This window comes from Mesorhizobium sp. M0910, assembly GCF_040319465.1.
Classification (GTDB): Bacteria; Pseudomonadota; Alphaproteobacteria; order Rhizobiales; family Rhizobiaceae; genus Mesorhizobium.
Window position 1 is genome coordinate 1 of sequence record NZ_JAMYNZ010000012.1, and the last position, 12,241, is coordinate 12,241.

12 protein-coding genes and 2 pseudogenes are annotated in these 12,241 nt (G+C 60.2%); 9 read left to right on the plus strand and 5 right to left on the minus strand.

What is annotated here, in order from left to right; translation table 11 throughout:
* A partial coding sequence (groL, locus tag NKH78_RS25395) for a chaperonin GroEL (protein WP_352884558.1) occupies positions 1–1,286 on the plus strand: 1,286 nt, incomplete at its 5' end.
* A 645-nt stretch (positions 1,287–1,931) separates the two neighbouring features.
* Here the strand turns inward: groL and NKH78_RS25400 are convergent.
* Complete coding sequence (locus NKH78_RS25400; RefSeq protein ID WP_352708899.1) at positions 1,932–2,669, minus strand: helix-turn-helix transcriptional regulator; 738 nt, start codon at positions 2,667–2,669, stop codon at positions 1,932–1,934.
* A gap of 954 nt (positions 2,670–3,623) precedes the next feature.
* Here NKH78_RS25400 and NKH78_RS25405 point away from each other — a divergent pair.
* A complete protein-coding gene (locus NKH78_RS25405; RefSeq protein ID WP_352884559.1) occupies positions 3,624–4,436 on the plus strand; it encodes a hypothetical protein in 813 nt (270 codons plus the stop codon).
* 146 nt (positions 4,437–4,582) lie between these two features.
* On the opposite strand, the gene NKH78_RS25410 is transcribed toward NKH78_RS25405, so the two are convergent.
* Both NKH78_RS25410 and NKH78_RS25415 read right to left on the minus strand, forming a co-directional pair.
* Positions 4,583–4,861 (minus strand): hypothetical protein, encoded by a 279-nt coding sequence (locus NKH78_RS25410; protein ID WP_352884560.1) that lies wholly within the window; start codon positions 4,859–4,861, stop codon positions 4,583–4,585.
* Complete coding sequence (locus tag NKH78_RS25415; protein ID WP_352884561.1) at positions 4,858–5,928, minus strand: acyltransferase family protein; 1,071 nt, start codon at positions 5,926–5,928, stop codon at positions 4,858–4,860. Before NKH78_RS25415 ends, NKH78_RS25410 begins: the two co-directional genes overlap by 4 nt.
* Positions 5,929–5,995: 67 nt before the next feature.
* Here NKH78_RS25415 and NKH78_RS25420 point away from each other — a divergent pair, with 67 nt between their 5' ends.
* From NKH78_RS25420 to NKH78_RS25430, 3 genes are read left to right on the plus strand one after another with little or no spacing between them, the layout of a single operon-like run.
* A complete protein-coding gene (locus NKH78_RS25420) occupies positions 5,996–6,586 on the plus strand; it encodes a hypothetical protein (RefSeq protein ID WP_352884562.1) in 591 nt (196 codons plus the stop codon).
* A 59-nt stretch (positions 6,587–6,645) separates the two neighbouring features.
* The gene (locus NKH78_RS25425; RefSeq protein WP_352884563.1) at positions 6,646–7,152 is read left to right on the plus strand and encodes a hypothetical protein; all 507 of its coding nucleotides are present in this window, start codon (positions 6,646–6,648) and stop codon (positions 7,150–7,152) included.
* Position 7,153: 1 nt separating this feature from the next.
* Positions 7,154–7,852, plus strand: a complete 699-nt coding sequence (locus NKH78_RS25430) for a transglycosylase SLT domain-containing protein (protein WP_352884564.1) — start codon at positions 7,154–7,156, stop codon at positions 7,850–7,852.
* Positions 7,853–7,894: 42 nt separating this feature from the next.
* On the opposite strand, the gene NKH78_RS25435 is transcribed toward NKH78_RS25430, so the two are convergent.
* Positions 7,895–8,227: a hypothetical protein gene (locus tag NKH78_RS25435; protein ID WP_352884565.1), complete on the minus strand. Its 333-nt coding sequence runs from the start codon at positions 8,225–8,227 to the stop codon at positions 7,895–7,897.
* A gap of 145 nt (positions 8,228–8,372) precedes the next feature.
* Positions 8,373–8,825: a helix-turn-helix domain-containing protein gene (locus NKH78_RS25440; RefSeq protein WP_352884566.1), complete on the minus strand. Its 453-nt coding sequence runs from the start codon at positions 8,823–8,825 to the stop codon at positions 8,373–8,375.
* Between the two features lie 807 nt (positions 8,826–9,632).
* On the opposite strand from NKH78_RS25440, the gene NKH78_RS25445 reads away from it, so the two are divergent.
* From NKH78_RS25445 to NKH78_RS25455, 4 genes and pseudogenes are all read left to right on the plus strand, one after another.
* Positions 9,633–9,890 (plus strand): hypothetical protein, encoded by a 258-nt coding sequence (locus NKH78_RS25445; protein ID WP_352884567.1) that lies wholly within the window; start codon positions 9,633–9,635, stop codon positions 9,888–9,890.
* A gap of 989 nt (positions 9,891–10,879) precedes the next feature.
* Positions 10,880–11,164 (plus strand): annotated as a pseudogene (locus NKH78_RS32695) (DUF7146 domain-containing protein); the annotation flags it as partial.
* 31 nt (positions 11,165–11,195) lie between these two features.
* The gene (locus NKH78_RS25450) at positions 11,196–11,630 is read left to right on the plus strand and encodes a toprim domain-containing protein (protein ID WP_352884568.1); all 435 of its coding nucleotides are present in this window, start codon (positions 11,196–11,198) and stop codon (positions 11,628–11,630) included.
* A 214-nt stretch (positions 11,631–11,844) separates the two neighbouring features.
* Positions 11,845–12,098: pseudogene (locus NKH78_RS25455) on the plus strand (diguanylate cyclase); the annotation flags it as partial.
* Positions 12,099–12,241: the final 143 nt, after the last annotated feature.

Here is a 12,241-nt window from a genome sequence, read left to right on the forward strand (position 1 = left end):
ACCTCGCCGTCGCCGACGTCGTCGCGACGCTGATCAAGAACGCCAAGAAGATCAAGACCTCGGAAGAGGTTGCCCAGGTCGGCACCATCGCCGGCAATGGCGACGTGTCGGTCGGCTCGATGATCGCGGAAGCGATGCAGAAGGTCGGCAATGAGGGCGTCATCACCGTCGAGGAAGCCAAGACCGCCGAGACCGAGCTCGAAGTCGTTGAAGGCATGCAGTTCGACCGCGGCTATCTCTCGCCCTACTTCGTCACCAACGCCGAGAAGATGGTTGCGGATCTGGAAGACGCCTACATTCTTCTCCACGAGAAGAAGCTCTCCAACCTGCAGGCCATGCTGCCGATCCTCGAGGCCGTCGTGCAGACCTCGAAGCCGCTGGTCATCATCTCGGAAGATGTCGAAGGCGAGGCCCTGGCCACGCTGGTCGTCAACAAGCTGCGCGGTGGCCTGAAGATCGCTGCCGTCAAGGCGCCGGGCTTCGGTGATCGCCGCAAGGCCATGCTGGAAGACATCGCCATCCTCACCGGTGGCCAGGTCATCTCCGAAGACCTCGGCATCAAGCTCGAGAATGTCGGCCTCAACATGCTCGGCCGCGCCAAGAAGGTGTCGATCTCCAAGGAGAACACCACCATCGTCGACGGCGCCGGCAAGAAGGAAGAAATCCAGGGCCGCGTCGCCCAGATCAAGCAGCAGATCGAGGAGACCACCTCGGACTACGACAAGGAGAAGCTGCAGGAACGTCTCGCCAAGCTGGCGGGCGGCGTTGCCGTCATCCGCGTCGGCGGTGCGACCGAAGTGGAAGTCAAGGAAAAGAAGGACCGCGTCGATGACGCCCTCAACGCGACCCGTGCCGCCGTCGAAGAAGGCATCGTTCCCGGCGGCGGCGTCGCCCTGCTGCGCGCTTCGCTGGCCATCACCGTCACCGGCGCCAACTCCGACCAGACCGCGGGCATCGCAATCGTGCGTCGCGCGCTGCAGGCTCCGGCCCGCCAGATCGCGGCCAACGCCGGTGCGGAAGCATCGATCGTTGCCGGCAAGATCCTTGAGAACAAGGGCGCGACCTTCGGCTTCAACGCCCAGACCGGCGAATATGGCGACATGATCGCCATGGGTATCGTCGATCCGGTCAAGGTTGTGCGCACGGCTCTGCAGGACGCGGCCTCGGTCGCCGGCCTGCTGGTCACCACCGAAGCCATGATCGCCGAGGCTCCGAAGAAGGAGTCGGCTGGCGGCGGCATGCCTGGCGGCATGGGCGGCGGCGGCATGGGCGGTATGGGCTTTTAAAGGTCCTCGCATGTCGACAATTTCGAAAGGGCGGCAAGGAATGCCGCCCTTTCTTCGTGCCCATTGCGCCGGTTGTCGGCGACCCGCAAGCCGGGGTATATGCCCGCCAAGGGTTGTGCTTATGTTTGGACGGATACTGCCTTTTTTCCTGGGGCTGGCTTTACTGTTGGGCAGCGGCTGCGCGCGCAGCGATGATGGTACGGTGGTTATTCCGCGATCGCTTGATGCGAGGCGATTCTTTGACAAAGAGCCGCCATCCCTGCAGCAGCCACAGATCGAAACCAGCGTGTTTCCGGTTGCGCCACAGGAGCCGGAAAGGCTCGAACCGCGCCGTACGGCAAGTCTCAAGACATCAAACAGACGTGCATCGCGGGTCGTAAGTCCTCCGCTCTCCTCTTCCGAGCCGCACAAGCTGCTTGTCTGCAAGAACGTCAGCGAGCCCGGCAAGCGGTACCGTATGGTTTGCGAATAGGGCACTTGGTTTGGCCAGCATTCTACCCTCAGAGGGTCGCGGCGCCTTTCCGGATGAGGTTGTCCAGAGCGACGTCCCCCTTCTTTCCTCATGATCCAGTCATTCTATCATTCCCAGCTTCACGAAACCGAACGAATTTGCCGGCGGCTTCCCGCGAAGCGCTTGGCTAGCGATCAGAACCGTCTTTGGAAGAAAAGGCCACGCTCGGCCGCGATCGCAACCGCATGCGCCAAGCTTTTGGCACCCAGCTTGGCCCGTGCCAGATCAAGATGAAATCGGACCGTGCGAGGGGATAGCGACAGTATCTCTGCGGTCCGTTTGACCTTCTCTCCCCTCGCGTACCATTTCAGGCATTCGATCTCTCTATCGGAGCATACCGTCTGATGGCGTGGCCTTCCTTGGATTCGACCGATAGCATTGTGAAATTCGCCGGCGAGATGCTGGAAGTCGCGAACCTCGGATTTGAGAAACGCCTGCCACGCCGCTGCGTTCTCGTTGCTCGTCACGCTCAGAATGCCGCGGTCGCCGTCGACACCCCTAACTGGGAACGTGACGCCATGCTTTCCGGCCCCATGTTCCCTCGCTTCACCGAAGAATGTCCGCACAGCCTTGTCCGATAGGTCGATCTCCTTCCAATCAACCAATGTCACAGCACGCAGCCCGCAGGGAAGCACGGGATCGATTTCGAAAAAATCCTTCTCGATGTAGCGTTTCACCCAGTCAGGCGAATAGGTGGTCACGTAGAACGGCTTACTCGGTTCCTCATAAACCGGCCTGACGGTAAGAAAGGCCGCCGTCTCCAGGCCGTAACTTTCGACAATTGTGTTCAGAAGGTCCGTTGCGTCCGCAGGAGAGGCAACTGCTCGAATACCCTCAGTCATGTCATCAAAATTTGAGTCAAATTGCGCCATACCCAGCTTACCTCCTTGCTATCGACGTGCCTCTCCAAGCCATTCGCGCGGGCTATTTAACTAGGTTGCTCCTCGCTGGATTCCAGCGTCTCGCGACCTGTCAAAAGTGACAGGCGAAACCGCCAGTATACTTAGGTTGCAACCCCCTTTATTCCAGATTGCATGGCCACAACCGGCGTGGAGGAAACGCCTTGGATACGATCGTACTTTCGTCAAACGATGTGGGTCGGCGGACTAACCCTACGCGTGCCTCGCGCCGTGCATCACATCGGAGTTCCGGAACGACCGACCACGAGGTTTGCCGTTTCTGTTCGGAGCTGGAACAATTAGACGCTGATAGGGATGCTCTCTTTGCTTTGTCCCCTCCACCTGTGCCGGGCAACCCTGCGCAGAGCAAGCAGTTCTTCACAAAGCTGAATGCGATTACGTCTCGCTATTTGGCGCTCGAACAGCGGCTTCGAGAGGCTCGCAGCGACATTAGGCAAGGCTACCCACGAAGCCGCTGAGTTCGTCCAGTCGGATGCCGCTGCATAGCGCGCATTCAGAGTATCGATTGCCTGATGGTACCAGCCCTTGCCGAAATCCAGAAAGTCAGACCGCCCCGCGCCAACTCTACACCGAGGCCCCTACCCGGCCCATCGTGCACCGATCCGGATACGAGCACCCTCCTCCCCTCGCTGGATATGAGTCAGAGACACTTGCACGGCGATTTGCAAGATAGTTTATTGATTCAATGAATCTGAAGAGGAGTGATTCATGGGAACCAGCAATCAACTTGTCGTGCACCTATCGCGGCGTCGACGGCTGCGACCTGGGCCAGACCGCGACGCTGGGAAAGCAGACGTGGCCTTGTCGCCATGGCATGGCTCGTAACCGCCACCTTGAAAAAATGGGTTGTCTGCTCGCCGATCCGGAAAGACGAGGCTATCGTCCGGGCGTTGTGCAACCAGCGAAATGGCCGACGTCGCCGGCGAGAGGCTGAAAGCAGGCGTAGCCGTCACCCTCCCCGATGATCCCGATCGTCGCATCCCCCTCTACGCCCAGATCGGGCGCGAGGCTCGCAAAACCCATCGCGGCATTTCGGCCAGCCCCTTCCAGATGCCTTGGCTCTACCGGAAATCCTCACCTGCGAAACCCATGACCCTCGAGGACGATATGCGTACCTTTCGTCACATCCTCCCCATCGTCGCATCCGCGGCCTTGCTCGCCGGTTGCGCCGGGCGAGTGCCGGATGCTGCACATTCGGCCCCGCGTGGACACGTTTCGGCTACGGACGCCTATTGGAAGCCCGATCGGGTCAGTCGCAGCCGGCAGGAATATGCGCCTGACTGGGGCCGCTTCCCGCCGCTCATTACCCAGCGTACCGGCTACCCAACCGAAGCTCAGGCGAATAACGCCTTGCGCCGCTCGCATTGGAGCTCTGTGCCCGTGCGCACGCTCATCACGAAGGAAGGCATCAAGACGATCTCCGTCCCTGCGGAAGCCCCGGACACGATCGCTGCAGGCGTTCGCGTCTTTGCCTGCCGGCCAGGAGCGCTCAATGGCTATACCGGCCGCGTGCAATATTACGACGGCCCCGTCGTCGCCTGCGCTTCCGACCTCCTGTCTGCCGATGGTCGCGTGCTCGCCCGAGTACCCCTCAATTTCTACTACTGGCAGCAGGCTTGGCGCGTCCAAGACCCGAGGCCGTCCTACAAATCCGTCCCGTGGGCTTATCAGGAACCCTCGCCACCCAAGAGCAAGGGCTGGTTCGGCAACCGCTACTAAGCGGCGGCCGTCACACTACCGCGCGTGTCGGCAGGCCAGATGCGCACAGAAGCCGACGGCCCGCGGGTATCGTGCATTCAGGATTCCGGGGGATCGAGCGGTACGCTGCACAGCCTCCCAACACCGTAGCTACTTCACGGTCGAGGTCATCTACCGGTTAGGTTCTGCTCTTCTGCTGGGGGCTCGCATCGCACGAACACCTCCAGCACTTGCGCGATATCTACCCCTGACGGCGATCCGTTGCGCACCATACCCCTCGATACCGCCGAGCGCATGGCTCCAATGACGCAGCATGCCGCGACCAGCGCTGCCAGGGCATCGCCGTCGGTCTCGGTCAATAGCTGCTCCGCAAGCGCCCTCGCTCCTCGCGGAATTTGATCGGCATCTTCACCACCAACCGACCACTGACGATTTTCTTCTGTCACGGCGACACCTCCCGGACTGTTCGATTTGACCATTGGCGGCCGAGTTGGCGGAGCGGATCTCCGATCGCCGCTGTCAGCACATGAGACAGCCCGATCGCAATCACGATCGAGAGCGTTGCCGTCGCCGGAGCGCCCAGGAATTGGCCAAGGGACCAATTGAACATTGCCAGCACCGGCAGATGGATCAGATAGAGGGCATAGGAGATGTCTCCTAGGTGGCGCAGCATCCGCCCCGGCCAGTTCACAGAATCATTCCGCAAGGTCGCCCTTGTCACGATCCACCCGCACATCAGCGCCAGTGCGGCAGTCGCCACGCCATGTGTCGCCGGCGGCAAGATCGACAGCATGAAGGCCCCGGCCGTCATCCAGAACCCCGCTTCCATGTTACCGATCGCCCGCAGGTGTTCCGCCAGTCGTGGCCACGCGCTTTTGCCCATGGTTGCTCCGATCGCCAGCCCGACCGCGATTGCATCGATGCGGAACGTCCAAAGCGTCCCGCCCCATGGCCGCAGCGTGAACGTCCCGACCACGAGAACGAGTCCGGCCAGCGCGACGAGCGCCCGTCGCGGTAGCAAGAACACCAGGAGCGGAGCCAGTAGATAAAATTGCATCTCGGCGGCGACCGACCAGAATGGCCCAAACGCAAAGGCGTTCCCGCATCCTGTAGCGCCACCGAAACAGGGCGCCCAATGCGCATTCGAGATGAAGGCAAATGCCGCCTTCGCGTCTGCAGGCTCAACGCCGCTTCCCGGGATGATCAACCCGATCGAGAGGAAGGCGCCGACGCACCAGGCTAGCGGCACGATCCGCATAGCACGCCTGACATAGAAAGCGGAGGCCGCCTCGAGCGCTCCGAACTCGAGCCGCAGGCTTCGCAATGAGCGTTCCACCAGCAGGCCGGAAATCACAAAGAACAAGTCGACCCCGACGCTCCATGCCGGCGCAAACAGCAGAGCGGCGCTCGTCCCGCCCTCTCCGAAGACCGGCCCGACATGCGACAGCACCACCAGCCCGATCGCCAGACCACGCAATTCATCCAGCCCCGATAGGCGAGCTTCCTGGTTCATTCAAATATCACGCTCGACAATCACTAAGACATTGATTTAATCATAATGAAGAAAAGCGAGACAAGGAATGCACGAACGCCTGACATTTGTCGCAGTCGCGACTGCCCTTACATTGGCGCCCCACGCTTCGGCTCAGTCGCTCACGCATGATCCGAACGCCTGGCGCGCCGTCGCCTACGCCGATCTCGAGCTCCCGAACTCGGAAGCTGTGCCCTACGCCTCCCTATGGGCCGACCGGCTGAAGAAGAACAACGACGCCTATATGGCCAAAGGCGATACGCGCTTTGCGGTCGCCAACGCGCCGGCTTCCGAGAGTCACATCGTGGTGCGCAGCCCGACCAAAACCGTCGTCCTCTCGGTCCTGCACACGCTCACCGGCTGCTCGCCGATCCGCACCGATCCTGTCGGCAATGCCACGCTGAAACGATGCCCCATGCGCCTGGCGATCTATCAGAATGGTCGATCCACGGTCGCTGACGCTGGCTCCGGCTGTTTCATCGAATATGGCGCGCAACCGAATAACGTCCGCCCCGACCTCGCTCGGAATGGTGCAATGGGTGCATATGATGTTCAGGCCAAAAGCATTCGCGCCGGCATCGTATTCGAAGGTGAAATCGCCCCGGAATGCCAATTCCGGGTCCCTGTCCCGCAGCCCTAGGGGAAGCCGCGATCCCCGGTGTGTTTCCGGCAACCTCGATATTCGGAAGGAGCGCAACCATGATCGACATGGAAAACCTAACCTTATTCAGTACACCAGCCTGCCACCGGCCATCGCCACCGGATCAAGGCTTCCCTCACGGCGCGCGATGCGCGGCCTTGACCGCGGCTCCTGCCGGCGGCCGCGGCGGGATGACGTTCAGGAGATCTGCCATGGCCAGCCCGACAATCTTCACGACTCTAGCCGTCTTGATCTCGCCGGCAATCGCGCAAGCGCTTGATCCGCTCAAGGCTCCGCAGGGATCATATGTAGCGTCTACACACAGATGTGCCGATCTCGACCAAGGCGTGGGCGCTCTCGAACTTGCCGAGTTTGACGGCGACGCAATCACCGTCGGCGCAAGCACCTGCAAGATAGCAGGCACCCGTCATGCAGGCGATGCGTTCCAAGCCTCATGTACAGAGCGTGGCAGCTCCCCGGTCATCACGCCGATGAAGATTACGCGCCCATCCAGCGACGCGCTCTCCATCAATGGCACCATCTATAATTTCTGCCCGGGGAAGTAAGATGCTGCGTAACTTCCCAATACTCCTCTCCGCGCTCCTGGTCGTCGGACAAGCGCCTGGTGCACAAGCGAATTCCTTTGACCAGGATACAAATTCTTGCGACCTCAATGACAACACGACCTTGCGTTCGCTTTGTAAGAACGGAGCGGGTCTGCCGAGCTATCCGTCCACGCAAGTGATGATGGAGCGCAGCCCGAACATCGCCAATATGATTGTAGACGCCGCGAACAAGTATGGCGTTGATCCCAAGCTTGCTCTTGCCGTGTCCGCTCACGAAGGCGCGATGTCAGCATGTGCCGGCTCCTTCAGTGGCGTTCTTGGACCGATGCAGCTTACGGGGGCGACCGGCCGTGCCTACGGAATGGATCGGGGCATCTTGTCCGAAAACATTGAAGGCGGCGTAATGACGCTTCGCGATGCCGTCAAATCGTGCGGCGGCACGTCAAGTATTCGCTGCCTCGCCGATCGTTACAACGGCAGCACTGAAAGCCAGCGCCGTAACTGGACGAACGACGTAAACCGCCGCTATGCCGGCCTCAATTCGGCCGGTCAATCCATTCCTCAGGGATGCGGCGCGCAAGCGGTCTGCCAAATGGGACCAGGCGACTTTCAGACGCCCAACGGTGGTGACACAAAACTCGCTTCATCCGCTCCCGGTCCCGCCGGCAGCGACATCAACGTTGCCTCTGGTCAGGTGTGACCCCGTCTCCCCATTGAGGGCCACGCCGTCGGCCAGCCGCCTTCAATGGGAGAGATTGCGCGACGAGAGCTTTCCAAATCCCCGTTTCAGATGGCTTGCCAGCTCCTGGCGCACATCATCAGGCCATTGCTCCATCCCACCGCAGTTCACTTCGGCCGCAACCAGCGACCAGTACAGCAGATCCGCGTGTCGTCCTTCGAACAGGGCCGCCACGATGAACTGTCCGATCACCAACGTGATCGTCTCGGGCTTGCCTTTCTTCCGCAGAAATTCCGAAACCTCTTCCACCCATGGTTTCGGGTGGCAATCGACGAACGCCGCCGCTTCCTTATAGAGCGCATTGTCTCCTGCGACTTGCCAGATATTCGCTTGCATCGTGAACCCTTCAGCAAAATGATGCCGTTGCATCGACGCTGGCGGATTTTCTAATGCCAGTCAAAGAAATATAAAGCAGATTTTCAGTCTATCGTAGCAAATGAATCTACGCCGATTGTTTAGAAGCGTCTAGATTTCTTGTATGCTACTGTCTTGTCCTGCGTCTCTTTTTGGCCGGAGGTAGCTGCTTCTTCTCGGAGGTTGCCCCAGCGGGGATGGCTGCCTCTTTCAAAGAAGGTACACCACTGAATTCCGTCATCGAGCGCTTCACAGCACGCGTGGCCTCAATATGCCGCGCAATCTCGTTGAAGTTGAAGCCGAACGTCTCGACGTCCCGCTTCACGCTGTCGTCGTCACCAGTACGCCCAATGAGCGTCCACACCGGCACCTTCAGGTGCCGTGCCAGCCGCTCCAGGGTGACGAATGTCGGGTTCCCCTTCCCCGTCCGCAACTGGTAGAGCGTGCCGCGCGATAGCCCCGTAGCGTCGGCAAAACTCGCATAGTCCGGGTACTCGTTCTCGATTTGGCGAAGTCGCAGGGCGAGCAGGATCGAAAGCCAACCATCGCTGTCTTCTGTCTTGTTTTTAAATATCGGCACGGTTGCACTCCTGCTTATCGGTCGGAATATGACGGCCATTTTTTGTAAAATGTCTAGTGCTCAGGCTGTTAGCCGAAACGATGACTCATTGCCCCTATTAAAGTGTCGCGGCATCCTCCCCATACTCCCGCAAAGTGACGGCGTACAGCTTTTGGCCGCCGCCAAATCGTTCCCGAGCACGATAGCATTTCGATCTGCATGCGCTGTTGAAATGAATAATTAAATGATCCAGTTTGGATGGCCTGGTCATCCGATTTATGAATTTGTCGTGTAACACCGCATCCGGAGGGACAACCCCTGTTCTCTGCCCCTGCGGCGGGCAGGCCCTGCAATCGTTGCCCCATACCATTTCGAATGACCTGGTTCAGATCGACCAGACGCGAAGCCTCGACGCCGCTGTTCCAAGAGCGTGGATGACTTCCCGGTAGCGTAACGATGTTAGGCGGCTGCGCAGTTCGCGCTTCGCACTGCCGATTACGCTCAAAACGGGCCGCAAGGCTTGGCTCCGCGGAGTCGGCGAGGATCCAATCTCTATCCCTGTTCGGCCTGGAAACGGCGCCGGGTAATACGCCGCACTCTGAAGCCGGCCAAAAGCGGCACCATGCCCCAGCCGTCGAAAAACGCTTGATCCATGAGGAGCATCCTATCTCTATTGACCATTATAATGACTCACCTGATATGTGATATTGTAATGATCAACATCGAAATAGGAGGGTCTGTGTCATGCTCATGAGGTTCGCGTTCGCAATTTTCGCCGGCGGCGTGCTCGCTTTCTTCGCCCTGCCCGATCAGGAAGCCGGCCTTCGCATGCTCAGCTTTTCCACTGCTTTCTTGATCCTGTCCCTTGCCGCCGTCTGTGTCATCGAATTTCGAACTCACAGTATCGGACGTTATCGTCTTCGCTCGTCGTTACAGCCGTCGCGCTGTGATGACGATCTTCCTTTGCATGACGCTGCAAAGTTCGAGCGCTCCGCCTGGTCGACGTCCGGCGTCAACCCTAAGGATCCGAACGTGGTTTGGCAGTACCGCCTCAACGATCAGCGCCTTGGCCGCCTCAAGCTTTAACAGGCCTGCCGTACCAGGATCTGCTCAATCACGCGCACAGACGGTCGTCCTGTTCCGTCAGGTCTGCGATCTCCTGATACGGTAGCCCAAAATGATTCGACGCTTGCGCACGGCGGCGTCCCGAATTCCCAAAAGGCCGATACCGAGACGCCAAGGGGCGCCGCCAATGTGCCGATCGTCTGAAGGTCGGGTTCGCGCGCCCGCGCGCAGTGATAAAGCGTTCCTGCGCAGACACCACTATGCTGCGGTTCGCACGCAAGTGGTTCTCGTAATTACCTGATGCAACGGCTCCTGGTCGCCAATCTCGAGGTTTGCGAATGGCGCTCTCAGCGATGCAGGCTTCGGCCACCCGGCCGAGGCGATCCTGCGGTCACGAGAGCTAAGTCCTGGCCCTTGCTCTCTTGTCCCAGATGCCGGATGCCCAGCGCGGCGGGCGGCGCGAGGAAAACCCCCTCGCCTTCCTTTCCCCTCCTTTACACGTTGATCGGCGGGTATCCAGCCGCCCGGCCCGAAGGTTCTCGCCGCTGTCCTCGTTCGGCGCGAAGAACCGTGCCCCGAGAAGGTTATGCGCCATTGGTCGCACGAGCGCGGTTATGCCATCTGCTGGGAACTGGTCAGCCGGAAGCCCATTCGGCGCCGGAGTCCCGAGGCACGCGCCAGCGGTGCCGCAACCTTGCGAAGAGGTTGGAGCACAACGTACCGCGGTTCGCGGACCTATTCCATGCGGGAGAACGCGTGAAGCGCCCCGGCTATTTCGCCGGGGATGTTCGACGCGCTATCAGATCATTCTATTGATCCGATAGCGGCTTGGCGGCATTATCAGGCCCATGACAAAGGTGTCATGGCCAAGCGCTGCCCAGGTATATCGCGCCTTGGGAGGATTCCCGGCGCGCGGGAGCTACTTGTGCCGTTGCCCAGTACCAAGTCACGGGCAAGGGAAAGGCGACCGCCATCCCTCCCTCTCTGTTCGTGACGGGGATTATCGTCTTATGCTCCACTGCTTTGCGGGCTGCGATCCCGTCGACATCGAGACCGCCCTTGCGGACCTGGATTTGTCGAAGCGCGCGGCCGAGCCTCTGCGTCGTGTTCGTCCGGCTGCGCCCAAAACCACGGCAGCGGACGCGCTCGCGCTCTGGTCGGGAGCGATTGCGCTCGCCGGCACGCACGGCGAAGCTTATCTTGCCTCTCGCCGTCTGCCGGCGACGTTGCCAACGTTGCGCTTTCTGCCGGATTATCGATTGGGAAAGAGGCGCTTTCCAGCGCTGGTGGCTGCTCTGCAGGCCCCAGGACCGTTCGATCTGTTCGGTGCAGCTCACCCTCTTGCACCCGACACGGCCAGAAAAGGCGGCGCTGGACGAGCCGCGCCGCATCATCGGCCCCAGCCGAGGCTTTGCCTTGCGGCTCGCCCCAGCGGCCGACATCCTTGGCATTGCCGAAGGTTACGAGACCGGCCATGCCGCAATGCTGCGCTACGGCCTGCCCGTATGGTGCTCACTAGGAGCGCCCCGCCTGCCTTTCCTTCAGATGCCCGCGAGCGTAAAGCGGGTCGTCGTCTTCGCCGATCCAGACAAGCCCGGCCTTAGCGCGGCCGAACGCGTTCGCGAAGCCAACCCTGGGCGCCAGGTCCTCATTCACAGACCGCCCGATGATCGCGATTTCGCGAAGTTGTGGGAGGACGATCCGACCTCCGAGATCTTATCCCTGGATCTTCTGCTGCGCAAAACACTCGCCACCACCTGAAGTCTCGGCGGCCAGCTTGCCGTCACCTGTAATCGCCGACCTAGCATCACTTGTTCTGGCGAAGGGTGAGGCCGCGCGCATCGGGACCTACTCAACCCTATGCAGCGGGCCGCGAGCGCCGGATGGCCGGTAATTTCCTCTTAAGCTCGGCCCTCTAAAAATTGGGCATAGATGAGATTTTAGGAAGCTTTCCCATCTGTACGATACGCCCGTAATGGCGGCGGCGTATGACAGCTTCGATCGCCTCCGCTACGCGAACCAAGCGTTTCGTTCGGCGTTTTTCATTGAGGCCGATCAGATGCCATTTTGGTCGGATCTGATGCGCCACAATTTTCACGCCGGCAGAGGCACCGTTATCCGCGAGCGGGATTTCGAACCCTGGTTGGTCTCCACGCAGTCGAGGCGCGGCAAAACGGTTTCAGAGCATTTGAGACGCACCTTGTAGACGGCCGCTGGCTCTGGATGACCTGACCGACACCCAGGTGCATCATTTGGTGAGCATGCTCGCCACGGAACCGGAAGTGGTGCGCGGCATGACCTTCGCCAACATCCCCCCAAAATGTCATGCCGGCTGATCGTTACGCGACCGTTGCAGACCTGCCCGAATTGCG